Origin of the sequence: Pectobacterium aroidearum (assembly GCF_041228105.1) — a bacterium.
Lineage (GTDB): Bacteria > Pseudomonadota > Gammaproteobacteria > Enterobacterales > Enterobacteriaceae > Pectobacterium > Pectobacterium aroidearum.
On sequence record NZ_CP166097.1, the window covers coordinates 1,528,421 to 1,555,193 of the forward strand.

24 protein-coding genes, 1 tRNA gene and 2 pseudogenes are annotated in these 26,773 nt (G+C 52.2%); 18 read left to right on the top strand and 9 right to left on the bottom strand.

Annotated elements, in window-relative coordinates:
- Positions 1 to 17: 17 nt before the first annotated feature.
- The 4 genes and pseudogenes from AB8809_RS06845 to AB8809_RS06860 form a co-directional block, all read right to left on the bottom strand.
- Entirely contained in the window at positions 18 to 323 is a 306-nt protein-coding gene (locus AB8809_RS06845; RefSeq protein ID WP_349855822.1) for a hypothetical protein, read from the bottom strand.
- Between the two features lie 21 nt (positions 324 to 344).
- Positions 345 to 611 (bottom strand): annotated as a pseudogene (locus AB8809_RS06850) (DUF4942 domain-containing protein); the annotation flags it as partial.
- Positions 604 to 831: pseudogene (locus tag AB8809_RS06855) on the bottom strand (Arm DNA-binding domain-containing protein); the annotation flags it as partial. The pseudogenes AB8809_RS06855 and AB8809_RS06850, both read right to left, overlap by 8 nt.
- 199 nt (positions 832 to 1,030) lie before the next feature.
- Positions 1,031 to 1,107: transfer RNA gene (locus AB8809_RS06860), tRNA-Arg, on the bottom strand.
- A gap of 397 nt (positions 1,108 to 1,504) precedes the next feature.
- Here AB8809_RS06860 and AB8809_RS06865 point away from each other — a divergent pair.
- Complete coding sequence (locus AB8809_RS06865) at positions 1,505 to 3,952, top strand: DUF3772 domain-containing protein (protein ID WP_256543050.1); 2,448 nt, start codon at positions 1,505 to 1,507, stop codon at positions 3,950 to 3,952.
- Positions 3,953 to 4,032: 80 nt separating this feature from the next.
- Here AB8809_RS06865 and AB8809_RS06870 read toward each other — a convergent pair whose 3' ends face one another.
- A complete protein-coding gene (locus AB8809_RS06870; protein WP_349855821.1) occupies positions 4,033 to 4,893 on the bottom strand; it encodes a D-amino-acid transaminase in 861 nt (286 codons plus the stop codon).
- Positions 4,894 to 4,935: 42 nt separating this feature from the next.
- A complete protein-coding gene (dgcA, locus tag AB8809_RS06875; protein WP_194430548.1) occupies positions 4,936 to 5,916 on the bottom strand; it encodes an N-acetyl-D-Glu racemase DgcA in 981 nt (326 codons plus the stop codon).
- A gap of 353 nt (positions 5,917 to 6,269) precedes the next feature.
- On the opposite strand from dgcA, the gene alaC reads away from it, so the two are divergent.
- Positions 6,270 to 7,511 (top strand): alanine transaminase, encoded by a 1,242-nt coding sequence (gene alaC, locus AB8809_RS06880; protein WP_015841055.1) that lies wholly within the window; start codon positions 6,270 to 6,272, stop codon positions 7,509 to 7,511.
- Between the two features lie 108 nt (positions 7,512 to 7,619).
- Positions 7,620 to 8,033 (top strand): type II secretion system pilot lipoprotein GspS, encoded by a 414-nt coding sequence (gene gspS / locus AB8809_RS06885; RefSeq protein ID WP_015841054.1) that lies wholly within the window; start codon positions 7,620 to 7,622, stop codon positions 8,031 to 8,033.
- Here gspS and gspB read toward each other — a convergent pair.
- Complete coding sequence (gspB, locus tag AB8809_RS06890; RefSeq protein WP_181848783.1) at positions 8,030 to 8,602, bottom strand: type II secretion system assembly factor GspB; 573 nt, start codon at positions 8,600 to 8,602, stop codon at positions 8,030 to 8,032. The genes gspS and gspB overlap by 4 nt on opposite strands.
- A 517-nt stretch (positions 8,603 to 9,119) precedes the next feature.
- On the opposite strand from gspB, the gene AB8809_RS06895 reads away from it, so the two are divergent.
- From AB8809_RS06895 to AB8809_RS06965, 15 genes are all read left to right on the top strand, one after another.
- On the top strand, positions 9,120 to 10,688 hold the full coding sequence (locus AB8809_RS06895) for a polysaccharide lyase family 1 protein (RefSeq protein ID WP_349855820.1): 1,569 nt from the start codon (positions 9,120 to 9,122) through the stop codon (positions 10,686 to 10,688).
- 126 nt (positions 10,689 to 10,814) lie between these two features.
- A complete protein-coding gene (locus AB8809_RS06900; RefSeq protein ID WP_349855819.1) occupies positions 10,815 to 12,794 on the top strand; it encodes a glycoside hydrolase family 28 protein in 1,980 nt (659 codons plus the stop codon).
- A gap of 50 nt (positions 12,795 to 12,844) precedes the next feature.
- Positions 12,845 to 13,708, top strand: coding sequence for a type II secretion system protein GspC (gene gspC / locus AB8809_RS06905; RefSeq protein ID WP_349855818.1), 864 nt, complete (start codon positions 12,845 to 12,847; stop codon positions 13,706 to 13,708).
- 88 nt (positions 13,709 to 13,796) lie between these two features.
- Positions 13,797 to 15,749 carry a type II secretion system secretin GspD gene (gene gspD, locus AB8809_RS06910; RefSeq protein ID WP_180777599.1) on the top strand — a complete coding sequence of 651 codons (1,953 nt, stop codon included), beginning with the start codon at positions 13,797 to 13,799 and terminating at the stop codon, positions 15,747 to 15,749.
- Positions 15,746 to 17,242, top strand: coding sequence for a type II secretion system ATPase GspE (gene gspE, locus AB8809_RS06915; RefSeq protein ID WP_300993717.1), 1,497 nt, complete (start codon positions 15,746 to 15,748; stop codon positions 17,240 to 17,242). The genes gspD and gspE overlap by 4 nt, the downstream gene beginning before the upstream one ends.
- 1 nt (position 17,243) lies before the next feature.
- Positions 17,244 to 18,470, top strand: coding sequence for a type II secretion system inner membrane protein GspF (gene gspF, locus AB8809_RS06920; protein WP_180777600.1), 1,227 nt, complete (start codon positions 17,244 to 17,246; stop codon positions 18,468 to 18,470).
- Positions 18,471 to 18,502: 32 nt separating this feature from the next.
- Positions 18,503 to 18,973: a type II secretion system major pseudopilin GspG gene (gspG, locus tag AB8809_RS06925; protein ID WP_180777601.1), complete on the top strand. Its 471-nt coding sequence runs from the start codon at positions 18,503 to 18,505 to the stop codon at positions 18,971 to 18,973.
- Positions 18,974 to 19,072: 99 nt separating this feature from the next.
- On the top strand, positions 19,073 to 19,639 hold the full coding sequence (gene gspH / locus AB8809_RS06930; RefSeq protein WP_349855817.1) for a type II secretion system minor pseudopilin GspH: 567 nt from the start codon (positions 19,073 to 19,075) through the stop codon (positions 19,637 to 19,639).
- Positions 19,636 to 20,001, top strand: a complete 366-nt coding sequence (gene gspI, locus AB8809_RS06935; RefSeq protein WP_349855816.1) for a type II secretion system minor pseudopilin GspI — start codon at positions 19,636 to 19,638, stop codon at positions 19,999 to 20,001. Before gspH ends, gspI begins: the two co-directional genes overlap by 4 nt.
- A complete protein-coding gene (gspJ, locus tag AB8809_RS06940) occupies positions 20,001 to 20,651 on the top strand; it encodes a type II secretion system minor pseudopilin GspJ (RefSeq protein WP_181829033.1) in 651 nt (216 codons plus the stop codon). The genes gspI and gspJ overlap by 1 nt, the downstream gene beginning before the upstream one ends.
- Entirely contained in the window at positions 20,648 to 21,634 is a 987-nt protein-coding gene (gene gspK, locus AB8809_RS06945; protein WP_015841042.1) for a type II secretion system minor pseudopilin GspK, read from the top strand. The genes gspJ and gspK overlap by 4 nt, the downstream gene beginning before the upstream one ends.
- Positions 21,631 to 22,908 (top strand): type II secretion system protein GspL, encoded by a 1,278-nt coding sequence (gene gspL, locus AB8809_RS06950; protein WP_349855815.1) that lies wholly within the window; start codon positions 21,631 to 21,633, stop codon positions 22,906 to 22,908. Before gspK ends, gspL begins: the two co-directional genes overlap by 4 nt.
- Positions 22,905 to 23,399 carry a type II secretion system protein GspM gene (gene gspM, locus AB8809_RS06955; protein ID WP_182099854.1) on the top strand — a complete coding sequence of 165 codons (495 nt, stop codon included), beginning with the start codon at positions 22,905 to 22,907 and terminating at the stop codon, positions 23,397 to 23,399. The genes gspL and gspM overlap by 4 nt, the downstream gene beginning before the upstream one ends.
- Positions 23,389 to 24,135, top strand: a complete 747-nt coding sequence (locus AB8809_RS06960; RefSeq protein ID WP_015841039.1) for a type II secretion system protein N — start codon at positions 23,389 to 23,391, stop codon at positions 24,133 to 24,135. The genes gspM and AB8809_RS06960 overlap by 11 nt, the downstream gene beginning before the upstream one ends.
- 107 nt (positions 24,136 to 24,242) lie before the next feature.
- A complete protein-coding gene (locus AB8809_RS06965; protein ID WP_300993708.1) occupies positions 24,243 to 25,088 on the top strand; it encodes an A24 family peptidase in 846 nt (281 codons plus the stop codon).
- A 142-nt stretch (positions 25,089 to 25,230) separates the two neighbouring features.
- Here the strand turns inward: AB8809_RS06965 and ypdK are convergent, their stop codons facing one another.
- Positions 25,231 to 25,305 (bottom strand): membrane protein YpdK, encoded by a 75-nt coding sequence (gene ypdK, locus AB8809_RS06970; protein ID WP_099606229.1) that lies wholly within the window; start codon positions 25,303 to 25,305, stop codon positions 25,231 to 25,233.
- 356 nt (positions 25,306 to 25,661) lie between these two features.
- Positions 25,662 to 26,687, bottom strand: coding sequence for an LLM class flavin-dependent oxidoreductase (locus tag AB8809_RS06975; protein WP_349855814.1), 1,026 nt, complete (start codon positions 26,685 to 26,687; stop codon positions 25,662 to 25,664).
- Positions 26,688 to 26,773 lie beyond the last annotated feature (86 nt).

Sequence of the window (26,773 nt, forward strand, 5' to 3'; positions counted from 1 at the left end):
TATCGGGGGGCTTACACTTACATTTCGAGGATCTCTTGAACCCAATCCCCCCAACATTCACAACCAAGTCGTGACTCAACTGTACCCGGATTAGATGCAAACCACCATTCCTTTACCACTTCATATTCCGAGAGTATAAGGGTGAATGGACGCCAACAACCCATTCTTCCATCTTGATCACATGGATCACTGCCAACCAGGAAGAATTCATTCAGAAAGGGCAAAGGTGGGAAATAGCCAGAAGAACTAATGACACCAAAGATGCCATAAAGCACTTTGGTATTCTCATCTAAAATCCGTTTAGCATTATTAATATTATTCATCGAAATCCATTCATCTGATGTTTACGTTATTGTCATGTTCTTACTAAGTATACGTACCTTGGTTTTCTTACTCGATAGTATTTTTGGATAGTGTTTAGTTATGATGTCGTTCATACGCTCAACCAATTCCAGGCGTTTGAAGGTCAAATGCGGGGTTCCCTTCTGAAAGTAACGAATACTGAAGAATTCATCTTCGTAAGTTTCCTTCGCTGGATTCTCCCGGATATGTTCCATCAATCGCGTAGAGATATTGCCACGGTTGTCAGGGATGGGTTTACCGTTCACTAGGATCGCCACCAGAAGCGACGATTTTTCGAGCCTCTTCCCGTTTTAATCTCGCTTCTGCCAGCGAGATATCAGGATAGACACCGATAGATAATTTTTTCTCTTTCCCTGCAACGCGGTACTTCAAACGCCAATATTTGGCTCCATTCGGCTTTATCAGAAGATAAAGACCTGCGCCGTCAGTGAGTTTGTATTCTTTGTTTTGTGGCTTGGCGGTTTCTATCTGTCGAGCATGTAAGTGGCATCGTGGGGGCTCCTAATAGTCATTGAACAAGAAGAGCCCCCATAGAGGCCCCCAACATCGACTTGATTTCCGGTATGCTGGGTTGACCTCGGTGGAGCTCAGCGACAGAAAATCCTAATGGTATCAATGAATATAACGGGGTTTTGTTGAATTCGGTAGAGTCTGGGGGAACGTAAAATGGTACGCCCTACAGGATTCGAACCTGTGACCTACGGCTTAGAAGGCCGTTGCTCTATCCAGCTGAGCTAAGGGCGCATTGCGCAAAGAAATGGCTGCTGCTTGTCACAACAGTGGGCTGGATTATACCCACACGTCCCAGTGAGTCAACGGGTTGGCGCTGGATTTACGCTATACGGTGAATCCCTGTACAACTTTGGCGAATGTCGCTTTTTCGGGTGTGACTTTTTTGCACAATTGCGAGCTCTGTCCACACGTACTACACATAGCAATGAAAGTTTCAGTTTTATCTGCTGGATGCGTTCAGTAATTCTTTTCAAGTTATGATCGGACGTATTCTGTACCTTGCGCTGTTGGTACACTATGCCCGCATTCGTTGGGTTTTGGATGAGTGTGGGCTGCTTTCACGTATCGGGTTTATCGCTCGGTTATTTGTGGATCCGCTATTCTGTCGAACTTTGGAACCTTTTGATTTATGAACATTCTTTCATCCGCATTCTTGCGCGTTTGCCTGCTGGCGATGTTGATGCTGCCTGTTGGATATGCATTGGCGGCGAGTGCGGATCCTGATCCACAACCTGCGCAGACCGATGCGCCAGTAAAAATTAATGTTGATGCCGAGTTGGTCAAGCTGCAAAAACAGTTAGATAACATCAAGCAGCAGGTATCAGGCACCAATAACGACAGCAAATTTGGCGCGTTGAATGACACCACGCAGGAACTGGCGAATAACGCCAGCGAGCTTGCCAATACCGTAGCGCCGCAGCGCGCTCAAATTCAGGCTCAGTTGGATGTTTTGGGGCCAGCACCAGAACCCGGCTCCAGCATTACTGAAACCAGTGAGGTGACGCGTAAGCGAAACAGTTTGAATGCGCAAAAAGCAAAAATGGATGCGCAGAGCGAGCAGATTCAGGCGTTACGCACCAGCGCGGCCAACCTATCAGCGCAAATTGTCACTCTGCGTCGTAATGCGCTGAAAACGCAGCTGGCATTGAATTCCGGTAGCATTCTGGGCGGGCGTTTCTGGGCACCGGTTGTGACTCCGCAGGCCGAAGACGTACGTCGCCTGAGTGCCTTTCAGGAGCAGTTAAGCGATGCCTTTACTGTAGCCTGGGAGCCTGACTGGCGTTACGGTTCTGCCTTCCTGATTGTGATCGCCATGGTGATGAGTTCGACAGGGCGTCGGTATCTGGAGAAATATCTGGCCTGGGCAGGAATTCACTGGCTGCCAGAAGGGCGTCTGCGGCGGAGTTTTTTAGCTACGGCATCGGTTATCTCGACCGTGGTCACGATCGGCATCGCAGTGAATCTGATCGACTTTACGTTTACGCGCCACGGCGAGGCTTCAGAGCGCGTCGTGTCGTTCCTTGATGCGTTGGTGAGGCAGGCCATTTTCTGTTCGATGGTGGCCGGATTAGGACGTGCGTTCCTTTCAAATCAGCGCCCTTCGTGGCGTTTGCCTGCGATTGCTAACCCCGTCGCTAAAGCGATGAAGCCGTTCCCCGTGGTGGCGGCTGGCATTATTCTGATCTTCGGTTTTATTGAACAAGTGACGGCGACGGTGGGGACATCGGTCGCGGCAACCATTATGGTGAACGGCTTATCTGCGCTGTTCCTTGCGCTCACCGCCGGAACGATAACGCTGAAAAGCGATCAGATTCGTCGGCAGATGGTGCATTCAGGCGAACAGCCAGAAGCGCGTTCGACGTTATCCGGTGTTATTCATCTTGCGGTATTGGCGACGGCGTTCTCGATTCTGGTGTCGCTGGTCATCGGCTATATCTCACTGGCTCGTTTTTTGGCGTTCGAGCTGGTGTGGATTGGCATGGTGTTCTCCTGCCTGTATCTGTTCTCAACATTCATTACTGATATCTGCGAAAGCCTCTTTTCCCCCAACAATGCTAGCGGCAAGCGGATGAAAAATTCGCTCAATCTGGACGATCGCCATCTGGCTCAGGCCGCCTTGATCTTGTCAGCCAGCGGTAAAGTCATTTTAATTTTAATGGCGGCGGTCGCCTTACTTAACGGTACGTTTGGCACCACGACGCCTTTGGAACTCGTGCAAAAAGCCGTTGAGATCTGGGGCGGGAAAGGGCTGGAAACCTTAAGCATTGTGCCTGCTCATCTGGTCAATGCCGTGCTCTTTCTTGTCGTGGGGGTCTATGTTCTACGCTCCTCAAAACGCTGGCTGGAAGACGAGTTCCTTCCTAAAACGACGTTAGAGCGCGGAATCCGTGCGTCACTGGTAACGCTGTTCAGCAACATCGGCTATATCCTGATTATCCTGTTGACGCTGGCGACGCTAGGGATTCAATGGAACAAGCTGGCGTGGATTGTCAGTGCGTTGTCGGTAGGTATTGGTTTTGGTTTACAGGAGATAGTGAAGAACTTTATCTCCGGCCTGATTTTGTTGACGGAGCGTCCGGTGAAAGTAGGGGACTCGGTCAGCATCAGTGGGGTTGAAGGGGATATCCGGCGGATTAATGTGCGTGCGACGGAAATTCAGTTGGGTGACCGTTCGACGGTGATCGTGCCGAACTCTCAATTTATCTCACAGAATGTGCGCAATATTACGATGGGTAACCCGTTTGGGGTTGCTACGCTGGCGCTGACGTTCCCCTTAGATATCGACCCTGAAGAAGTCCGGGCTCTGCTACTGGATGCGTATATCAACCACGATTCGATTCTGGAATCACCGGCACCGTCAGTGAAGTTCAGTCAACTCACCCCGACGGGCATGGTGCTGAGCGTAACAGGCTATGTCAGCAGCCCGAGAATGGTATCGGAAGCAAAGAGCGATCTGTTGTTTGAGATCATCAAGCGATTACGGGCATCTAATATTCCGCTGGCCGTACCGCAGAAGATGGTGTTGGAAAACTCAGGGCTTGCGCTGACTGACGGCACTTCGGGTGAGGATAAATAAGTTGCTTTGTCATCCGTTATCCGACATTGGACGGGTAACGGATGAGCATCAAAGCCGTGCTGGCTGAGTGTGACGCGCGGCTATTTTCCCTGCTGTTTAATCATATCGAGATAGATTTCACGTAACTGCTGGGTAATTTTTCCAGGCTTGCCGTCGCCAATCGTTTTTCCATCCAGCATCACGACAGGAAGGACGAGCATGGTGGCTGAACTGACAAAAATTTCTTTGGCGTGATAAGCCTCTTCCGGCGTAAAACACCGTTCTTCCAGCGTAATACCCTCTTTTTCTGCCAGCTTGAGCAGAGACTGACGCGTAATGCCGTGCAGAATATCGTTGCTGAGTGGACGTGTCACAACCGTGTCGTCATGTAGGACAATGTAACAGTTGCAGGAACTGCCTTCGGTAATGAAACCTTCTTCGACAAAGAAGGCATCATCGGCCTGATTCGCATGGGCGTACTCTTTTGCCAGGCTGGCAGCCAGCAGGCTGACGGTTTTGATATCCCGACGATGCCAGCGAATATCCTCGGTGGTGACAACGTGCAGGCCTGTCGTGGCCTTCGGGTTGCCGACCAGCGAACGTGCCTGAGTGAATAGAACCAGCGTGGATTTGACGTCAACAGAAGGGAAGTAGAAATCGCGATCACCAGCATTGCCGCGGCTAAGCTGTAAGTAGATCGCGCCTTCTTTCAGATCGTTTTTACTGATCAGCTCATCGTGAATATCTTTGAGTGCCTCAGGAGTGACGGGCAACGTGAGCGATAGCTCGCGGCAGGAGCGTTGCAGGCGAGTGATATGATCGGGGAAATCAACCAGCTTGCCATCGATGACCGCAGTCACTTCATAAACGGCATCAGCAAATAGAAAGCCACGGTCAAATACAGAAATTTTTGCTTCATTTTCTTCCAGATACTGTCCATCAACATAAACAAGACGTTGCATCACAACACTCCTTAATAGTTGCTCAATGCAGGTTAACGCGCGTTATCCCCACAATAATGCGTTGGGTGGTAATATTTCGCTACCGTTATAGTGCAACCCGTTATTGCGATCGCGCTGCAAGAGCAGCGGACCGTCCAAATCAACCACGGCGGCACCTTGTGCGACGACAAATGCGGGTGCCATCGAGAGAGATGTGCTTACCATGCAGCCGACCATAATTTTTAAGCCTTCCTCCTGCGCGGAGTGGCGTAGACGCAGGGCTTCCGTTAGACCGCCAGTTTTATCCAGCTTGATGTTGATCATGTCATAGCGCCCGGTCAGAGCGGCCAGCGATTGGCTGTCATGACAGGATTCATCGGCACAGACGGGAATCGGGCGGGGCAGATCTGCCAGCACATCATCTTTGCCCGCTGGGAAAGGTTGCTCGATCATCGTTACACCCAGTGCAGCGAGTTCAGGCACCAGCGTCAGGTAGCGTTCGGCGTCCCATCCTTCATTGGCGTCGACAATCAGGCGAGCCAGGGGGGCGCCCTCTCGAACCGCGGTGACTCTGGCCAGATCGTTTGCATCCGCCAGTTTTAATTTGAGAAGGGGACGATGGGCATTGTGTATTGCGGCGTGCCGCATACGATCGGGTGTATCTAGCGATAGCGTATAGGCGGTCTCCAGCGGCATAGGCGAAGGGAGATTCAAACGTTGCCAAATGCGCTGCTGGTGCTGTTTGCATTCCAGATCCCAGAATGCGCAATCAAGCGCATTGCGCGCCGCGCCTGCGGGCAGAATGGTTTGCAGCGTCTCCCGATCTAAACCGTTACGAAAATCGCTGTGCAATGAGGCAATTTGCGCCATTACGCTGTCGAGGGATTCGCCGTAGCGTGAATAAGGGACACATTCTCCGTAGCCTGCTACCTTGCCGGACTGAAGCGCAACCACAACGACATCCGCCTGGCGTTTGCTGCCGCGTGAGATGGTAAATGCGCCCTCTATTGGCCAACTCTCGGTGAAACATTGCATCTCGGTCATAAGCTGATTCTCGGGTTAACCATCCTGTGCATCAGGGGATAAGCGCCTTGTCTACACGGCCTGAGCGGGTCACCAAGTGTAATGCTTCTTCCTGCATGTATTCCTCATTTTTCGCACTTTTAGTCGGAAATCGATGAGGCTTCATGTCGGGAAGAAAAAATTTATTAAGCGTGGTATCGACAGGGTGAATTATCTGAGATAGCTTGGATAAGCTCACTGCACTTCAGGTCGTACGTGCCGCCGTCATCAACAAAACTGGCTGCCTGCGTTTTAAGTGATATTGAGTAGAGTGCCTTTTTACAGGCACTGCGTCGCTCGGACGGTCCGGGCGCTCACGTTAATTTGAGGATGTTATGGCTGATTCTACTTCTCCGCGCCGTTTTACGCGCATCGATCGTCTTCCCCCGTATGTATTTAATATCACTGCTGAATTAAAAATGGCTGCGCGTCGTCGCGGCGAAGACATTATTGATTTCAGCATGGGTAACCCTGATGGCCCGACACCTCCTCATATCGTGGAAAAACTCTGTACGGTTGCACAACGCGAAGATACTCACGGATATTCGACATCCCGAGGCATTCCGCGCTTACGTCGTGCAATCTCCCGCTGGTACGCCGATCGTTATGAGGTTGATATCGATCCTGAAAGTGAAGCGATCGTCACGATTGGTTCCAAAGAGGGGCTGGCGCACCTGATGCTGGCAACGTTGGATCATGGTGATACGGTGCTGGTGCCGAACCCCAGTTACCCGATTCACATTTATGGTGCGGTGATTGCCGGGGCGCAGGTTCGCTCTGTACCGCTGGTGGAAGGCGTCGATTTCTTCAATGAATTAGAACGCGCTATCCGCGAGAGTATCCCGAAGCCGAAAATGATGATTCTCGGTTTCCCGTCGAATCCGACAGCACAGTGCGTCGAGCTGGATTTCTTTGAACGCGTGGTTGAGCTGGCGAAACAGTACGGCGTGTTGGTGATCCATGATTTGGCCTATGCCGATATCGTGTATGACGGCTGGAAGGCGCCATCGATCATGCAGGTTCCCGGAGCGAAGGACATCGCGGTGGAGTTCTTCACGCTGTCAAAAAGCTACAATATGGCGGGCTGGCGTATTGGCTTTATGGTCGGGAACCCAGAGCTGGTCAGTGCACTGGCGCGGATTAAGAGTTACCACGATTACGGCACGTTTACGCCGTTGCAGGTTGCGGCGATCGCGGCACTGGAAGGCGATCAGCAATGTGTGCTGGATATTGCCGAGCAGTATCGCCAGCGCCGTAACGTTTTGGTTCGTGGTCTGCATGAAGCGGGTTGGATGGTTGATGAACCCAAAGCGTCTATGTATGTCTGGGCCAAAATTCCTGACGCCTATGCGCATCTGGGGTCGCTGGAATTCGCCAAGCGACTGCTGTCGGAAGCGAAGGTTTGCGTCTCCCCTGGTATTGGTTTTGGCGATTATGGCGATACGCATGTTCGGTTTGCCTTAATTGAAAATCAGGATCGTATTCGGCAGGCCGTGCGCGGTATTAAGACCATGTTCCGCGCCGATGGCATCTTACCGACGACCAAACCGGTATCAGGCAAGGGCTCCGCAGCTTAATCATCACGGCTCCCAGTCGGCTGACTGGGAGCAATATAAACATGCCGTGACAGCGGCTTATCATTTGCTAGAATGCCTACCGTTAATCTCAATCAGGATGAGTTCTTCATGTCGTTATCTCTGTCTAAATTTTCCGCGTTAACGCTGCTTTGCGTCACGCTGGCCGGGTGCCAACAAACAGGAACGTCTGCCCACAAAGGAACGGTGGCAGGCCAGTCTTCTGCGGTAACGGTCTCTCCTAACGATCAACTGAACCAGCTGTCGTCGCTGGTTGCAGCTACTCGCTATCTCAAATCAAAATGTAATCGCAGCGATCTTCCCGATGATGCGACGGTTATGAATGTTGCGCTGACGGTAGCGAAACAAAGAGGCTGGAATGTCGCGAGCTACCAGGCTTTACCGCAGCGCAGTGAAAGCCTGTATCAAGGATTATTAAAAGATAGCACGCCAAAAGAGACGCAGTGTTCGGAGTTTAACCGTACGCTGACGCCGTTTATTGATGCTATTCGCAGTCGCGGCTAGGGCGCGGCGCTTCCACTTTCATCGGCGGCGGAACGTTCATTCTCATTGAATTTTCCGCCTGGCCAATCCTCCAACGCCTCCAAAATAAACACTTCACCCTCGACGCTGAAAATGGTCATGTCCTGTTGGATTTGTTCGATGGTTAACCCTTCTATTGGCGAATCGCCTTCACGGAATTGCAGGCCGTTGAGCGTGATACTGCGCTTGGCTTCATCCGACGTGTAAACGTGTGCGCTGTAGGTCAGCGGTGGAACCTCACCATTGCTGATGGCAGGTAACGGCAATGTGGTTCTTTTCTCTGGCAGCGCAGGCGCATCGACATGAGCTTCTTCTTGCTGAGGTGGTGTCGCCGCGGGTGCGGCTGGTGCTTGTCCCTCTGCCGCAGGCAAGGTAGCGGCTTGAGCAGCCAAAGCGACGGCAGGAGAAGTAGAACTCCCCCAGCGCTGATGGCTGAACCAGCCAAGTGCGATAAAAAGCAGAGCATAAATAACCATCAAATACCCGGGCATGGGGTATTTGGCAAGCAGCGCTGGCTGTGAGTGTGTCTGTGCGTCCGGTGCGTTATCCACGCGCTAATCCTTAATTATCTACTTAGGCCGTGTAGCCTCACATCATAAACGAAAGTAGGGTGAGTAGGATGGTGCTGTCTGCCTTATTTTGCAAAAAATAGGAAGAGCCAGAAAACTGAATCTCTCGGTTATGTGACAGTTCCTCCATTTTGATTAAAAACTATTGCAATCATAATAATCACATATGGAATCTTGAAGCGGGTCGCAAAAAAAACGTGTGAATTTGCTTTAATGAAACCGTGTTTTACCCTTGTAGGTATGGCGTTTCTTTTCAGGGTTTGAATAGTCAATAATGTGGAGGTCATAATCATTTAATTAACATTTCCGAGTGTTAAATCAGCAGTCTCATTATGTGGTTTTTACTACAGGTATTGCGCTGCTTTTTTATCAATCAGGGATGTAAAAATCTGCCGTTAATTTATGAATAAAAGCAATTTTAAAGTATGCGATTAATATCGCAGGGTTTTGTGCGGATTTATTTTTCTATTTTGATAATTAAAAAATACTGAGGGATAAAATGTTTAGAGCGGTTATTGGGACTGGTCGTTTACGCACCTGTGCGGTAGCTATTGCCTTTTCTGGGCTCGTGCTTTCCGGGTGTGATAATAGTCAGAAACCAGTGGAAGCAGCAGCTCCGCCAGATTTGCAGGTGAAAACGGCACCGTTTGGCTGGGCTGCGCAATATCAGAATACGGATGGTAAGTTTTATGCAACGACGGGGGGCGAAGGTGCACATGAAAATAGCATTTATGTCGTGACCAGCCGCCAGGAATTAAAAGATGCGTTAAATAATATACGCAGTCCCCTTTATATCGCAGGCGATGCCGATGCGGAGTTGAAGGCAAAGTTAGAGCCTAAAATTATCTATTGGCAAGGCACTATCCGCGGCGACGATTTAGGTAATGGGCGCTATGCGGATGCTGAGTATTATAAAACCAAGCCGAATAAAACAACGTTTGATTTTGATTTATATGTCAAAGCGTTCGATCAGGATTATATGGCGCAGTTGAAAGCGACGGCGGATGCGGGTGGCAGCGATGCGGCGGCGGCTAGCGCGGAACTGAGCCTGCTTAAGAAACAAAATGGTCAACGCTCACAGTATGCCAACAACCAGAAGGCGCAGATTCAATTTCAGGTACCGCCGAATACCACGATTTTAGGCGTAGGTAGCGAAGCGAAACTGGTGGAAGGTTATTTATCCCTCAACACCCTAAGTCATACGTTTGGCAAAACTGATAACAGCAACATCATTATCCGTAATATTACCTTTCAGGCGCCGCGCGACTTTGCCCCTGCATGGGATGCCAGCGACGGCGATAAAGGGAACTGGAATGCCCGTTATGATGCCGTCTCGATTAATGCCAGCAAAAATGTTTGGGTTGATCACTGCACCTTTACGGATGGTGAACATCCTGACTATCAGGAACCGGTGTTATTTGGCAAACATATCCAACGCCATGATGGCCTGCTGGATATAGAAGACGCTGCCGATTATCTGACGATTTCCTACAACATTTTCGCTCAGCATGACAAAACGGTATTAATTGGCTCCGGTGACGGTGATAAAGGGGAATATCGAATCACTTTTGAAGGGAATTTATGGGACAACAGCGTGCAGCGTTCGCCGCGAGTGCGCTTTGGTCAGGTGCATTTGCTCAATAATTACCATCGCGGGGCAACGGACACGAATTACCCCATTCTGTATGCCGTTGGGATGGGATTCGACTCCTCCATTCTTTCCGAAAGTAACGTGTTTAATTTCCAGGGCGGGGGGGCGGATGAAAAGTTGATTATCGGCGCCTACAAGGGAAGCAAATTTAAAGACAACGGCTCCTGGTTCAATGGCAATCCGGCAAGCAATTTGAATCAAATCGCATTAGACAAATGCAGCGCATTGCAAGAGACCGAGAAGGCCGCTGCCGCAAACTCAGGGAAAGCAGTACCCGCATGGGCGCTGGAGACCTGCACCAATGAATTGGAATGGAGCCCGCCTTATGCGTACAGCGCAGGGAAATCCCTCGCCGTCGTTGAGAAATATGTTCTGGAAAATGCCGGTGCGGGAAAACTGGAGATTGCCCTGCCGTAGCCATCTGATCTTACTCGTTATTTAAATTTTCATCTGTAAACCCTCCGCCTGATGTGTGTCTCCCTGTGGTAATGATTCTGCTGCAGGGAGAAAGATGTCGGGCGATATAAAAATACAGGAAATGTTATGACTGATTTTTTACCTCGTACTCGCCTTACGCTCTGCGCAACACTCGTTCTGAGCGGCCTGATTGCCGGATGCAGCGATAGCGACTCAACGCCGAATGTGGATGTTGACCGTTCTGCCGCGCCACAGAATCTTAAAGTGCCGACATTGGCCTATGATGACAACAGTGTGGTACTGGCCTGGGAAAAACCGACCAAACCTGCCGCGGGTATTAAGGATTACCGTGTCTACATGAATGGAACCTTGCTGGGCGGTACGATTGACAACCTGAACACCCATTCGCCCGCCAAGCCTTATATCGATAACTTCTACAACGCGATCGATACCGATAACTGGCATGTTCGCGTTAGCTTCCATAATTTCAAGGTGACAAATCTGTCGCCGGAAACGGAATATCGCTTCACGGTGCGCGCGCTTTATGACGACGGCAAAGAATCGGTGGATAGTGAAACCATCGTGCAGAAAACGACGGCGACGCCAGCCTCATTGAATGTAACCAACTACGGTGCAAAAGGGGATGGCATAGCCAATGACACGCTGGCTATTCAGAAGGCAATTGACGATTGTACGCCAACGGCGTATCCGAAAGGGTGTAAAGTCGTGGTTGAAGGGGGAACGTTTAAAACTGGCGCGCTGTTCCTGCATAGCGACATGACGTTTGAGGTTGCAAAAGGCGCTACGCTGCTGGGGTCGGCAAATGGCGACGACTATCCACTTGCCCGCGGCTACTATCTCTATCCTTACACTTCTCCTCAATTGCCTAAGCGTCCGCCTTCGCTGATCAACGTGTTGGAAGCGGACGATCGGGGCAATAGCCATGCCGGTACCTTTAAAAATATTCGTATCGTCGGACAGGGCACGATTGATGGCAACGGTTGGATGCGCGGCATTAAAGCCAGTGATACAAACATTACTGAAATTGATGAATTAAAGAACGAATTGCCACTCTATCGTGCGAGCAAAGCGACCAATGTTGGCAGTGACGGTATTCTGGCAAAAGACCAAACGGCCAAAGCCGTTACTGAAGGCATGTCACTGGAGGAAGCGTACAAAAACCGACGCTCCAGCCTGATGACGCTGCGCGGCGTGAGCAACATGTATCTGGAAGGGCTGACGATTCTGAACCCGGCTTACCACGGTGTGATGGTGCTGGAATCCGAAAATGTGGCGATGAATGCGCTGGTGCACACGACGTATGATGCGAATAATGCGGATGGCATTGAATTCGGCAACAGCCAAAACGTCATGGTATTCAATAACTTTTTTGATACAGGTGATGACAGCGTAAACTTTGCGGCAGGGTACGGTGCCGAGGTGGCGACGCTGGGGCAAAAAGCGCAGAGCGGGGCCTGGATCTTCAATAACTACTTCCGCCGCGGACACGGCGCGGTGGTCACGGGTAGCCATACCGGTGCCTGGATTGAAAAAATTGTTGCTGAAGATAACGTCATGAATAAGACGGATGTTGGCTTGCGCATGAAGAGTCGACCCTATTATGGTGGCGGCTCGCGTGACGTGGTATTCCGTAATAACGCGATGCGTGATATTGTCAACGAGCCGTTCGTTTTCACTATCAAATATAAAGCGGACGTGAACGATACCCAGCCTGCGGCTGAACCTGCACAATTCCGTGATGTGACTGTATCCAACGTCACGATTGATGGCTCAGCGAAGAAAAACAGCATTCTGGTCGATGGGATGACCATCGCTGAGATGGCTGATGCGTATAAGTTCTCTTTTGAACGTGATGCCTATCATCAAGGCTTGCATTTTGAGAATGTAAAATTCAGAAGTGTAAAAGCCACGGACATTACGTTCCTGAAGAACAGTGACTTTAAAAATGTCATTTTTGAGAATGTACCGGGAGCCTGGAATTTCGGTCATATTGAAAATATCAGGCTCGAAGACCGTGTAAATAATGATGCCGCGCTGACGACCAGCGGTGATGAAACCATCACCCGGGAAGCCGCAACGGAATAAGGCATTTTCCCCACGCCCATCGGCGTGGGGAGTATTATGGATGATTATCTATGGCACGATTGCAAGCTTTCAAAGAACCGTCTTTTAATTCGTTGGTTGCGACTTTTCGGTCACTGCCCGCGCCGCTGATCCGACGTATCGTGTTGGGGCTGATTTTACTGCTGATTTGCCAGCAGTTGGCCGTCTTGACCTGGCGCTTTCTCCTTCCTGAAGATTCACGCATTGTTGGCGTGTCGGTGACGCCTGCCCAGGCGAAAGAAAAACCCGTGACGCCCGGCGACTTTACCCTGTTTGGCCATGCTCCTGATGCGGATGCTGCCGCGGCTAACGATGCCGCGCTATCTGGTGATATACCGCTGACATCGTTAAATATCAGTCTGACAGGGGTTCTGGCGAGTGAAGATGCTAAGCGTTCGATTGCCATCATCGCTAAAGATAGTCAGCAATACAGCCGCAACGTCGGCGATGCCATTCCGGGCTATGAAGCCAAAATTGTGACTATCTCTGCCGATCGTGTTGTGATCCAGTATCAGGGGCGCTATGAAGCGCTGCATTTGTATCAGGAAGAAAACACCGCCGATGCACCGTCGTCTTCTGGCGCATTTAGTCAGGTGAAAGAGGAAATACAAAAAAATCCCCTCTCGGCGCAGGATTACCTCACCATTTCTCCCGTCACGGAAGAAGAAGTACTGAAAGGATATCAGTTAAACCCCGGCAAAAAACCCGATCTTTTCTACCGCGCAGGCTTGCAGGACAACGATCTCGCAGTGTCATTAAACGGCATGGATTTACGCGATGCAGGTCAGGCACAGCAGGCGATGGCGCAACTGGCAGGGATGAGCAAATTTAATTTGACCGTTGAGCGTGATGGTCAACAGCAGGATATATATCTGGCATTGGATGGAGACCACTAATTTGTTTAGCAAGGGACAGGGATTTTTTAAGCCTCAGGTTTTTTCAAAACATAAAAACCAATGGCTTGGTCATGTACGCCGTAAGAGCATGTTATTACTCAGCGGGAGCGTTTTGCTGATGGCGTCATCATTGGCGTGGAGCGCCGAATTCTCCGCCAGTTTTAAGGGCACGGATATTCAGGAGTTTATCAACACCGTCAGTAAGAATTTGAATAAGACGGTCATTATCGATCCGTCGGTCAGCGGAACGATCACCGTACGCAGCTATGACATGATGAACGAAGAACAGTATTATCAGTTCTTCCTGAGCGTGCTGGATGTCTATGGATTTACCGTTATTCCGATGGATAACAACGTCCTGAAAATCATTCGCTCGAAGGATGCGAAATCGACGTCTATGCCGCTGGCGACTGACGATCAGCCAGGCATTGGCGATGAAGTGGTGACGCGCGTCGTGCCGGTGAACAATGTCGCTGCCCGCGATTTGGCGCCGCTGCTACGCCAGTTGAACGATAACGCTGGCGCCGGGAGCGTGGTGCATTACGAACCGTCGAACGTGCTGCTGATGACCGGCCGCGCGGGGGTGATCAAAAGGTTGATGACGATTGTTGAACGGGTTGATCAGACGGGCGATCGGAATGTGACCAGCATACCGCTGTCTTACGCTTCCTCGACGGAAGTGGTGAAAATGGTGAATGAGCTGAACAAGATGGATGAGAAATCCGCCTTGCCCGGCATGTTGACCGCCAACGTGGTGGCTGACGAACGAACCAACTCGGTGCTGGTGCGCGGAGAACCAAACTCACGCCAGCGCGTTATCGACATGATCAAACAGCTCGATCGCCAGCAGGCGGTACAGGGCAACACCAAAGTTATCTACCTTAAGTACGCGAAAGCGGCCGATCTGGTCGAAGTGCTCACTGGCGTCGGCGACAGTATTCAAACCGACCAGCAAAATGCGCTGCCTGCGCTGCGCAAAGACATTTCGATTAAGGCCCACGAACAAACTAACTCACTGATTGTGAATGCGGCACCTGACATCATGCGCGATCTGGAACAGGTGATTGCACAGTTGGATATCCGCCGTCCGCAGGTACTGGTCGAAGCGATTATCGCGGAAGTACAGGATGCCGATGGAATGAATCTGGGCGTTCAATGGGCGAATAAAAATGCCGGGGTAACGCAATTCACCAATACGGGATTGCCGATTACGACAATGATGGCAGGAGCGGACCAATTTCGACGTGATGGAACGCTTGGCACGGCAGCGACAACGGCACTTGGCGGTTTCAACGGGATTGCCGCCGGTTTTTATCAGGGTAACTGGGGCATGCTGATGACGGCGCTGTCCAGCAACAGCAAGAACGATATTCTGGCAACGCCCAGTATTGTGACGCTGGATAATATGGAAGCGACGTTTAACGTTGGGCAGGAAGTACCTGTATTGGCAGGTTCGCAGACGACATCCGGCGACAACGTTTTCCAAACGGTGGAACGTAAAACGGTCGGTATCAAACTGAAGGTGAAACCCCAAATCAACGAAGGCGACTCCGTTCTGCTGGAAATCGAACAGGAAGTCTCCAGCGTGGCTGATGCCGCCTCCAGCAGCAGCACCAACCTTGGCGCAACATTCAATACGCGTACCGTTAATAACGCGGTGCTGGTCAGCAGCGGCGAAACCGTGGTGGTGGGCGGCTTGCTGGATAAAAGTACGAATGAGTCTGCAAGCAAAGTGCCCCTATTGGGCGATATTCCCGTTCTGGGATACTTGTTCCGTTCCAACAGTCAGGAAACGAAAAAGCGTAACCTGATGCTGTTTATCCGTCCTTCCATTATTCGCGATCGCAGTCAGTACCAGAGTGCTTCTGCCAGTAAGTATCATTCGTTCAATGCTGAAGAAGAGAAGCAGCGAGAGGCGAATGGCGGGAAGGCTAATCTGCTGGATAACGATTTACTGCGCTTGCCGGAAGGCGGGAACGCCTATACGTTTCGTCAGGTTCAGTCCTCCATTGTGGCGTTTTATCCGGCGGGCGGGAAATGAGTGACGTTGCCTCCCAGATTATAGAATTACGCCCCATACTGCCTTTTGCCTATGCTCGGTCGCAGCAAATTTTGCTGTTGCAGCGGGAAAATGATACCGGTCTGCGGACGATCTGTGTCGCGCAAACGCCGCCAGCCGCCTTGCTGGAAGCACGTCGGATTGCAGGCTGTTCGCTTAAGATTGAACGCGTTACTGAAGACGAATTTGAGCGGCAATTAGTTATCAGCTATCAGCGTGATTCGGAAGAAGCCCGTCGTCTGATGGAAGACATCGGCAATGAGATGGATTTCTATACGCTGGTGGAAGAGCTACCGGACAGCGATGATTTGCTTGATGCCGATGATGATGCGCCGATTATCCGCCTGATCAATGCGATGCTGACTGAAGCGATTAAGGATAAGGCGTCGGATATTCATATCGAAACGTATGAGCGCTATTTGTTGATCCGTTTCCGTGTCGACGGTGTGCTGCGTGAAATCCTGCGTCCACAGCGTAAGCTGGCGTCGCTGCTGGTATCGCGTATCAAGGTCATGGCCAAGCTGGATATTGCGGAAAAACGTATCCCGCAGGATGGGCGCATGGCGCTGCGGGTGGGAGGACGAGCGATTGACGTTCGTGTCTCCACGCTGCCATCGAACTATGGTGAACGCGTTGTGCTGCGTTTGCTGGATAAAAACAGCGTGAAGCTCGATCTTGAACTGCTGGGCATGTCGGAGCGCAACCGGCAGCAACTGGACAGCCTGATCCATCGTCCACATGGCATTATTCTTGTCACCGGTCCGACAGGGTCGGGGAAAAGTACCACGCTGTACGCTGCGCTCAGCCGCCTGAATGCCTCGGAACGTAACATCATGACGGTGGAAGATCCCATCGAGTATGAGCTGGAAGGCATTGGGCAAACCCAGGTCAATACCAAGGTGGATATGACGTTTGCCCGCGGACTGCGTGCCATTCTGCGTCAGGACCCGGACGTTGTGCTGGTAGGGGAAATTCGTGATGGTGAAACGGCGCAGATTGCCGTGCAGGCATCGCTGACCGGTCACCTTGTGTTATCCACACTGCATACCAATAGCGCGCTGGGCGCGCTGTCTCGTTTACAGGATATGGGCGTCGAGCCTTTCCTGCTGTCAACCTCTTTGCTGGGCGTGCTTGCACAGCGTCTGGTCAGAACGCTGTGTTCTGAGTGTAGCCAGCCGCATCCGGTTGATCCGGTTCAGGCCGAACAAATGGGGATCGCACCGGGTACGCTGCTGCATAACCCGGTGGGTTGCCCGCAGTGTAGCTATACCGGCTATCGGGGACGTATCGGCATTCATGAACTGGTACTGATCAATGACGACGTTCGCGCCGCGATCCACCGCAGCGACGGTGAAATGGCGATTGCGCAGATTCTGGGCACAAGTCGAACGACAATTCGTCAGGACGGGCTGGAAAAGGTACTGGCGGGGTTCACGACCTGGGAAGAAGTGATCCGCGTAACCAAAGAGGAATGATATGGCACAGTACCACTATCAGGCGCTGGATGCGCAAGGGAAAAAATGCCGTGGCACTCAGGAAGCGGACTCTGCCAGACAGGCGCGTCAGCTATTGCGGGAGCGCGGACTGGTGCCGCTGTCGGTTGATGAAGGTCGCGGTGACCAGCAGAAATCCGGTTCTACGGGGTTTTCCCTACGCCGCAAAATTCGTATCAGTACCTCAGATTTGGCGCTGTTGACTCGCCAGTTGGCGACGCTGGTGGCGGCGTCATTGCCGCTGGAAGAAGCGCTGGATGCGGTGGCGAAACAGAGCGAAAAGCCGCATCTGAGCCAGTTGATGGCGGCAGTGCGCAGCAAGGTTATGGAAGGGCATTCGCTGGCCGATGCGATGAAATGTTTTCCCAGCAGCTTTGAGCGACTGTATTGCGCGATGGTGGCCGCAGGCGAGACCTCCGGACACCTTGATGAAGTGCTTAACCGACTGGCGGACTATACCGAGCAGCGCCAGCAGATGCGCAGCCGCATCCAGCAGGCGATGATCTATCCGTGCGTGCTTACCGTTGTCGCGATTGCCGTGGTCAGCATTTTGCTATCCGTTGTGGTACCAAAAGTCGTCGAGCAATTTATTCATATGAAGCAGGCGCTGCCGCTTTCAACCCGCGTGTTGATGGGAATAAGCGATGCCGTGCGCACATTCGGGCCGTGGGTGGTGCTGGCGCTGTTGGCCGCGTTCATGGCGCTACGCGTGATGCTGCGACAGGAAAAACGGCGTATCAATTTCCATCGGCGTTTGCTGTATTTGCCACTGCTTGGCCGTATTGCTCGCGGTCTGAATACGGCACGTTACGCGCGGACGCTCAGTATTCTCAACGCCAGTGCCGTGCCGCTGTTGCAGGCGATGCGCATTAGCGGCGATGTGATGAGTAATGACTATGCCCGCCATCGGCTCTCTCTGGCGACGGATGCGGTACGAGAAGGCGTCAGTCTGCATAAAGCGCTGGAACAGACGGCGCTCTTTCCCCCAATGATGCGTCATATGATCGCCAGCGGTGAACGCAGTGGCGAATTGGACAGCATGCTGGAACGGGCGGCGGATAATCAGGATCGGGAATTCAGTTCGCAGATGACGCTGGCGCTGGGGTTATTTGAACCTCTGCTGGTGGTCAGCATGGCGGCGGTGGTGCTGTTTATCGTACTGGCGATTTTACAGCCGATTCTGCAACTGAATACGTTAATGAGTTCGTAAGCGAACCAACAATTGAACGAGGAAAAGTAAGGATGCAACAGTCTCAGCGTAGTTGTGGACAAAATAGTTATGGTCAGCATGGTTATGGCCAACGTGGTTTTACCCTGTTGGAAATTATGGTGGTGATCGTCATTCTCGGCGTACTGGCGAGTCTGGTGGTACCCAATCTGATGGGGAATAAGGAAAAAGCGGATCGGCAAAAAGCCGTCAGCGATATTGTGTCTCTCGAAAGCGCACTCGACATGTACAAACTGGATAACAACCGTTACCCGTCCACGGAGCAGGGACTGAAAGCGCTGGTGACGAAACCAACCGTTCAGCCGGAACCGCGTAACTACCCAGCCGATGGCTATATCCGCCGCTTACCACAGGATCCGTGGGGCTCGGAGTATCAACTGTTGAACCCTGGTCAGCACGGTAAGCTGGATATCTTCTCTCTGGGGCCAGATGGCATGCCGGGAACGGAAGATGATATCGGCAACTGGAATCTGGATAAAAAATAAAGGCATGGGGCGATATGCCCGTCTTTATAAGTGACTGTTGCAGATGGATCTGTGGATAGTTGCTGTCGATAGCGTGCGGGAAAAGGATGGCAAGGCGCAATGAAGCGGTCAACGAGGAAACAACAGGGGTTTACCCTGCTGGAAATGATGCTGGTCGTGTTACTGGCGGGCATTGCAGCTAGCATGGTGGTCATGGCGTTTCCTCGCGAACGCCAGAACGACAGCGCGTGGCAGTTGGCTCGCTTTCAGGCGCAGTTAGAGTTTGCCGCTGAAAGCAGTCAGGTTAACGAATACATGCTGGGTGTTCGCATCTATCCCGACCGCTGGCAGTTTTATCAACTTCAGCGACCCGCTGCATCGGAAGGGACACCGATCCCGAGCGGCGATCGCTGGCAGGGCTACAAGTGGCAGCCGTGGCAACCGCATCGGGTGAGCGCCTCGGCGACGCTGCCTGAGGCATTACTGCTTGAGCTCTTGCAGGCCGATGGGAAAAAAGTGGATAAAACGCAGAGTGGCGACGATCCCGATATCCTGATTTTGCCCGGCGGTGAAATCACGCCTTTCCGTCTGCTCGTTAAGTCTAAAGACAAAGCGCTCTCGAATTGGCTTCAGGTCGATAGCAACGGAAAATTTGTGACGTCGATGAGTCAAGGTAAGAAACGATGAAACGACAGAAAGGGATGACGTTGGTGGAGGTGCTGGTCGCGCTGAGCGTTTTTGCGCTGGCGGGGATTGCCGTTTTGCAAACGACAGCCAGACAGGCAAGCAGCCTTAGCAGACTGGAAGAGAAGACGTTTGCAGGCTGGGTAGCAGAAAACCAGCAGGTTCAACTGCGGCTGGAACAGCGCTGGCCGGAAGCATCGTGGGTGAGGGGCGAAACACAGTTCGCGGGAATGCGCTGGTATTGGCGCTGGCAGGGGGTAGAGACGGGTGACCCTCAGACCAAAGCGCTGGATGTAGAGGTGCGGCGTAATAAAGACGCCTTTGCCGCCGATGCTTCGCTGCGTACCTATGTGGTGAAGCAATAATGTTTAATAAAACAGGGACGTGTAGTCAAACAAGAAGGGAGCGAGAGATCGCACGGCAGAAACGCCAACAGGGGTTTACTCTGCTGGAGATGATTCTGGCGATTGCTATCTTTGCCGCGCTGAGCCTCAGTGCGTTTCAGGTGCTGAACGGCGTGATGCGTAACGATGAAATTTCGCAGCGCAAGGCCGAACGTCTGGCTGAAATACAGCGTGCCTTTTCACAAATGGACAGCGATTTCTCCCAGATGATCGCACGTGGCAGCAGAGGAAGTACCTCTATATTTTATGCTGGCCGCGATCAGTTAAAAAGCGATGACTGGGGCGTCAGCTTTATGCGTAATGGCTGGCAGAACCCGTTTGGCATATTACCGCGCTCTGAACTTCAGCCTGTAGCCTATCGGCTACGGGAACACACTCTGGAACGGTTAACCCACGCGGTGCCTGACCCGATTGAGGGGCTCGATCCCGGTGTAAAACCGCTTCTCACGCAGGTCGATGGTTTTCGCCTGCGCTTTTTCAGCAATAAAACCTGGCGCGATCGCTGGGATAACACGACGCAATTGCCACAAGGGATCGAAGTGGTGTTGACCTTAAGGGATTATGGCGAAATGTCGCGTATGTTTTTGATTACCACCGGGCCGGCTAAATGAGGCCGCGTCAGCGCGGTGCGGCGCTGCTGGTGGTGCTCCTGATTCTGGCATTAATGGTGACGATTGCCGCGGTGATTACGGAACGCACAGGTAAAGCGTTTTTGCGCACCGAAAGCCATTTGAGCCGTCAGCAGGCGAAGTGGTACGCCTTGGGGGCAGAAACGCTAAGCGGGCAGATATTGCTGCGCGATGCGCGGAATATGCCGGGACGTACGTTTGCCGGACAGAACTGGTCACAACCGGGGCATCGTTTCCCGGTGGACGGCGGGGAAATCATCGGCCAGATTAGCGATGCGCGTACCTGCTTTAATCTGAATGCGATCAATCAAGGCGTGGATAACGACAGCACGCTGGTGAAGACGCCTTATCCGGCGCAGGTTTTCCGTTTGCTATTGAAAAATCTAGGCGAAGATGCGGATCGTGCAGAAAAGATCACTGCGGCGGTGCGTGACTGGATTGATGCGGATAACTATCCGTCGGCGAACGGTGCAGAGGATGATGTCTACGCCACACTGCCAGTGCCTTATCGTACGGCCAATCAGAGAATGAGTGAAATCAGCGAATTGCGGGCAGTCTATGGAGTAGACAGCGATCTTTATCGTCGTTTGTTACCTTATGTTTGCGCGCTGCCGGTGGATACGATGTCAATTAATATCAACACGTTAACCGAGTTTGATGCCCCTCTGTTATCCGCCATATTCTTGAATGAAATGACGATGTCGCAGGCGAAGGCGCTGGTGCAGCAGCGACCTCGTACGGGATGGGCAAGCCTTGAGGTTCTGCAACAAACCGGGTTATTGCCTCCGAATAGTAAAAATACCGCGCAGCGAGTGCTGTCAGTAAAAAGTGAATGGTTCTTTGTCAAACTTCAGGTGCGTGTCGGCGACAGTGATTTTCATCAGCGCAGCCTGCTTCATCTGAGTGGACAAAAGGTACAGGTCGTGCAGCGGCAATATGGAGGATATAGGACGGTGAATCCATGAAATTAGCGGGAAAATGGAAGCAAAAAGCCGCGAAAACCCCATTAAATCGAGGTCCGGTTGTTCGTCATCCGTGCCTCATTGTGCGTCTTCCGGTAGAGGAACAGGGCGAGATTGAATGGCAGGTTCGTTCACCCAATGGGGAAAACTTACTGAGCCAAGGGCGTGGTAACGTCGAGCAGGTTCGTCAGGCGCTGGCGGCGTATCCGTCTGTGGCATTTACCCGAGTTCTGGTTCCGGCAACGGACGTGACGTTTTATGCTCTGACGCTCCCCCGGCAGGCCCGGCGTCAGCTAACGCAAGTTGTGCCGTTTATGCTGGAAGATCAGCTGGCGACAGAAATCGAAAAGCTGCATTTTGCTGTGCTGGAAATTCATGGCGATGATGGCACGGTTGCCGTGGTGGAAAAAAAACGGATGCAGCGTTGGCTGGCGCAGTGTGATGCATTGGGGCTCAGCGTCAATACCTTATTACCTGATGCCCGGGTATTGCCGAAACATCAGGATGGCTGGAGCGCGTTGCAACATGATGACATGTGGCTATTTCGTCAGCCGACGGGCCATGCTATGGCGGCAGAGTCCTCCTGGTGCGGCGACCTGCTGAAAGCGTCTATGCCGCTGCCTGCGATATACAGCTACAGTGCTGCATCGGTTGGCGGTGAGCTGTCGCAGTACGAATGGCAGGAGGAGGGCGAGTGGAAAGCTCAGCCCGCAACGGATCTCTTCACGCTGGCTGCAACGGCGCAGCTACCTGCCTCGGTCGATCTGCGGCAAGGCGATTACGCGCCAGAGAAAGCCTGGCAAAACACGCTGCTGCCGTGGCGCGGCGTGGGAATCGCTTTTGCCTGTTATCTTTTGCTGGTCGTGGCCGATGCTAGCTGGGCGCACTATCAGCTTTATCAGCAAGCTGAGCATTGGCGACAGGAAAGCGTGCGCGTCTATCGGCAGATTTTTCCTTCCGAGACGAATGTCGTTAACCCACGTGCGCAGATGCAGCAGCACCTGCAACGTACGGCTGCCGGGGGCGCGGGGAAAGGACTACTGGAGCAATTGAACCCCTTACAGCAATTGATGACGCAAAATAGTGCGATCAAAATTCAGTCGCTGTCTTACGACGGTTCCGCTGGCGAATTCCGGCTGGCGTTGCAGGCCACGTCGTATCAGGAATTAGAGCAGTTTCAGCAGCAGGCTGCCGCTTATTATCAGGTACAAGCGGGAGAGATGCGGCAGGAAAACGATAGGGTTGAAGGCCGCTTAACGTTAAGGAGCCAGCAATGAATGAATTACGGCAACGCTGGCAAGCGATGAGCCAGCGCGAGCGCCAACTGATGGTCGTGTGTGCGGCGGTGCTCCTGCTCTGTCTGGTGTATTACGCCATTTTTCAGCCCTGGCTGCTGCGGGAAGAGCAGTGGGAACGTACGATTTCCCGCGAGCAACAGACCGTCAACTGGATGCAGAAGCAAGCTCCATTGATTCCGCAGGGCAATCAGGCACAGGGAGACAATAGTCAGCGAGACGTCAGCCTGCCGATTTTGATTTCGCAAAGTACCAAACGTTACGGGCTGACGGTCGTACGCTTGCAGCCGCAGGGCAATCAGGCGTCGGTGACGCTGGCTCAGAGCGACTTTACCAGTTTGCTGCGCTGGCTTAGCGAACTGGAACAGAAAAACGGCGTGAAAGTGATGTCGCTGGATGTGAATGCCGTTGAGCAAAGCCCGGGAATGGTGGATGTGACCAGACTGATGCTGGAACGGGCGGATGAAGCTTAAATCCGGCATTGGCGCAGGCGTCGCTATGGTTCTGGCCTATGGGGTGTTCCTGGCGTGCTATGCGCCTGCCCGCTTGCTCACGGCGGTGCCGCTGCCGACCGGAATGGTGGTTGCAGAAGCCGCCGGAACGCTATGGCAGGGGAACCTGCAACGGTTTAGCTGGCGCACGTTAATGTTGGATGATGTGCGGTGGAATATCACCTTCTCGGGTTTTATGCCTGCACTAGAAATTGCCTTCCACAATCCGGAGGGCATTGAAGGCCGTGGGATCATTCGTGGTTGGCAGCAGCCGCAGTTTTATCAATGGCAGCTTTCGGTACCCGCGGGCTATTTATTCAGCCGCATGCGTTTTATCGTGCCAATCGGGGCAGAAGGAAACGTGCAACTGAACCTGCAAGAAGCGACGGTTGACCGTTCTGGCTGCCAGTCGCTCGATGCCAACATCAGTTGGCCGGGCGCTCGGGTGAACACCCCGCTGGGTGGGCTAATGCTCGCAACACCTCAGGCTACATTACGCTGCCAGCAAGGGGCACTTGAGGCAAACCTGCGGCAGACTTCTTCGCATCTGCAATTGTCCGGCAAAGGCAGCGTCACCCCAAAAGGTGAATATCGTTTTACGGGGCAACTTAGCAGCGGAAACGACTTACCCGCTACCATGAAAAAGTTACTGGCGACCACTGGCAAAGCAGACGAACAAGGTGCCAGGACGCTGAATTTTCAGGGGCGTCTGTTGTAACAACGATGGCCGTTTTACTAGGGATGACCGTTGTCATTGCTGTGTAGTGGTTTGCAACAAGGAGCCGCTAACTTATCTCTTTTCTTTATCAACAATCAGGGACTAACGTGGACGATTTAAGGGAATTCGCACTGGTATTTCCGGCATGGTGGTATGGTGCGCTGGGCGTATTGGGCTTGATTGTTGGCAGTTTTCTGAACGTCGTGATTTACCGCCTGCCGATTATGTTAGAACGCCGCTGGCGGCAGGACATAGAGCTGCAAACGGGTGTGACCGATGTCGAGCATGTGACGAGTTACAACCTATGTTGGCCGCCTTCGTCTTGCCCGCACTGTCAGCAGGCGATTGCGGTGAAAGATAACATCCCGTTATTCAGCTGGCTGTGGCTGCGCGGCCGCTCCCGCTGCTGTCATCAGCCAGTGTCTGTGCAGTATCCGCTGGTGGAAGTCATCACGATGCTGGCTTTTCTGATCGCAGGGTTACTGTGGCTGCCCGGCATGGCGTTATGCGGGGCGCTGATTCTGCTGTCCTTTCTGGTGGTTTTGACCGTCATTGATATAAAAACGTTACTGCTGCCAGATGTGCTTACGCTTTCGCTCTTGTGGATGGGACTGCTGTTTAATCTGTCGGAGACCTTTGTCCCATTACGCGATGCCGTAGTAGGCGCGATGGCGGGCTATTTGTCCCTGTGGCTACTTTATTGGGTATTTAAATATGCCACAGGCAAAGAAGCGCTAGGGTATGGTGATTTTAAGTTACTCGCCGCGCTGGGTGCCTGGCTGGGCTGGCAGGCATTGCCGAATCTGGTCTTGGTGGCGGCGCTGAGCGGGCTGGTCGTTACTCTCATCTGGCGCGGGGTGCGTAAAGAAGATACGGCTAAACCGTTGGCCTTTGGCCCCTGGCTGGCGATTGGCGGCGTGTTCGGTGTGATAATAAACGGACTCTATCTGTAAAAAATAACAAAGCGAATGCCGAATTATTAATTGAATGGCTATTGGCAGGCATAAAAATAGGCTGAGGGTATAAATACCATCAGCCTTTTTTATCTCTGTGTGTGCCCTTCAATGTATAAATCGTTGTCGGGCAAATGACAGGTTATTCTACCATCAGCATAAAGGTACTCACCCAAACGACTAAACAGAATGAGATACCCATAAAAAAATACTTCACCGATTTATTCTCCAGCAGAAACCACGCCAGCAACGATCCCGATTGTGCGTTTTATTATGGAAGGAAATTATTACGCTGCCGGCGATGTCACCGAAGGGTAATCTTTCCCGTTGTCATCACCAGAATCACACCAGTTATGACGGGATCGGCGCTAAATCTACGCCGAGTGAGGGGGGGAATTCAAGAGGTCCAGAAACTATATTTTCAAAATAGCATTAAAAAGCGTTGGGTCGCTTCACAGGCGGAAAAAAACGGGGGAATAAGAGTGAAAATGGCCCTCAATTCCCCCGATTCTTGATACGGCTATCTTTGGTTTGACGCCTGTTGGACAGGCTTGAATGCCTTAGGCTACAGGCTTACTCTCTCCACCCCATCGCGGGTGCGACATGCTTCAGAATTGATTCGATAACATGCGCATTGTAATCGACGCCCAGTTGATTCGGCACCGTTAGCAATAGCGTATCCGCTTCGGCAATAGCTTCGTCCTGTTTTAACTGCTGGATAAGGGCTTCCGGCTCGGCGGCATAGCTACGCCCGAAAATCGCGCGCGTTTTTTCATCCAGGAAACCCACCTTGTCGCTATCGTTACTGCTCCCGCCAAAATAGGCGCGATCGCGATGATCTATCAGTGTAAAAATACTGCGGCTGACGGACACGCGTGGCGTACGCGTATGCCCAGCTTCAGCCCAGGCTGCCCGATAGGCACGAATTTGCTGTGCCTGCTGGATATGAAAAGGTTCACCGGTTTCATCATCTTTTAACGTGGAGCTTTGCAGATTCATGCCCAGTTTCGCTGCCCATACCGCCGTGGCATTCGAGCCAGCTCCCCACCAGATACGTTCACGTAATCCCTCAGAATAGGGCTCCAAACGCAACAGGCCTGGTGGATTCGGGAACATGGGCTGTGGGTTCGGTTTTGCAAACCCTTCGCCACGCAACACATCCAACAGCACTTCGGTATGATGTCGTGCCATCTCTGCGTCAGATTCCCCTTCCGTAGGCTGATAGCCAAAATAGCGCCAGCCATCGATTACCTGTTCAGGCGAGCCGCGACTGATGCCGAGCTGCAAACGTCCGCCAGAGATCAGATCGGCGGCACTGGCGTTTTCAGCCATGTACAGCGGGTTTTCGTAACGCATGTCGATGACGCCGGTGCCAATTTCAATGTTTTTGGTTTTTGCTCCAATGGCGGCCAGTAATGGGAAAGGCGAACCCAGCTGGCGGGCAAAGTGGTGCACTCTGAAATAGGCGCCGTCAGCGCCCAGTTCTTCAGCTGCGACGGCAAGATCGATAGATTGCAGCAAGGCGTCAGCCGCGGAACGCGTGCCAGACTGCTGCGATGGTGCCCAGTGGCCGAATGATAAAAAGCCGATCTTCTTCATAGGGTATTTATCCTTATATTCAGGCTCGCTCTGCACAGCAAGGTTCTATACCCGTCATACTTCAAGTTGCATGTGCGTTGGCTACG

Coding starts and splice junctions, on each gene's coding strand:
- AB8809_RS06865 (WP_256543050.1), top strand. CDS start 1,505: ATGAACATTCTTTCATCCGCATTCTTGCGCGTTTGCCTGCTGGCGATG.
- gspG (WP_180777601.1), top strand. CDS start 18,503: ATGCAACAGTCTCAGCGTAGTTGTGGACAAAATAGTTATGGTCAGCAT.
- gspE (WP_300993717.1), top strand. CDS start 15,746: ATGAGTGACGTTGCCTCCCAGATTATAGAATTACGCCCCATACTGCCT.
- gspD (WP_180777599.1), top strand. CDS start 13,797: ATGTTATTACTCAGCGGGAGCGTTTTGCTGATGGCGTCATCATTGGCG.
- AB8809_RS06895 (WP_349855820.1), top strand. CDS start 9,120: ATGTTTAGAGCGGTTATTGGGACTGGTCGTTTACGCACCTGTGCGGTA.
- gspM (WP_182099854.1), top strand. CDS start 22,905: ATGAATGAATTACGGCAACGCTGGCAAGCGATGAGCCAGCGCGAGCGC.
- AB8809_RS06975 (WP_349855814.1), bottom strand. CDS start 26,687: ATGAAGAAGATCGGCTTTTTATCATTCGGCCACTGGGCACCATCGCAG.
- gspS (WP_015841054.1), top strand. CDS start 7,620: ATGTCGTTATCTCTGTCTAAATTTTCCGCGTTAACGCTGCTTTGCGTC.
- gspF (WP_180777600.1), top strand. CDS start 17,244: ATGGCACAGTACCACTATCAGGCGCTGGATGCGCAAGGGAAAAAATGC.
- gspI (WP_349855816.1), top strand. CDS start 19,636: ATGAAACGACAGAAAGGGATGACGTTGGTGGAGGTGCTGGTCGCGCTG.
- gspK (WP_015841042.1), top strand. CDS start 20,648: ATGAGGCCGCGTCAGCGCGGTGCGGCGCTGCTGGTGGTGCTCCTGATT.
- AB8809_RS06900 (WP_349855819.1), top strand. CDS start 10,815: ATGACTGATTTTTTACCTCGTACTCGCCTTACGCTCTGCGCAACACTC.
- gspC (WP_349855818.1), top strand. CDS start 12,845: ATGGCACGATTGCAAGCTTTCAAAGAACCGTCTTTTAATTCGTTGGTT.
- gspL (WP_349855815.1), top strand. CDS start 21,631: ATGAAATTAGCGGGAAAATGGAAGCAAAAAGCCGCGAAAACCCCATTA.
- AB8809_RS06845 (WP_349855822.1), bottom strand. CDS start 323: ATGAATAATATTAATAATGCTAAACGGATTTTAGATGAGAATACCAAA.
- gspH (WP_349855817.1), top strand. CDS start 19,073: ATGAAGCGGTCAACGAGGAAACAACAGGGGTTTACCCTGCTGGAAATG.
- gspJ (WP_181829033.1), top strand. CDS start 20,001: ATGTTTAATAAAACAGGGACGTGTAGTCAAACAAGAAGGGAGCGAGAG.
- dgcA (WP_194430548.1), bottom strand. CDS start 5,916: ATGACCGAGATGCAATGTTTCACCGAGAGTTGGCCAATAGAGGGCGCA.
- AB8809_RS06870 (WP_349855821.1), bottom strand. CDS start 4,893: ATGCAACGTCTTGTTTATGTTGATGGACAGTATCTGGAAGAAAATGAA.
- alaC (WP_015841055.1), top strand. CDS start 6,270: ATGGCTGATTCTACTTCTCCGCGCCGTTTTACGCGCATCGATCGTCTT.
- AB8809_RS06960 (WP_015841039.1), top strand. CDS start 23,389: ATGAAGCTTAAATCCGGCATTGGCGCAGGCGTCGCTATGGTTCTGGCC.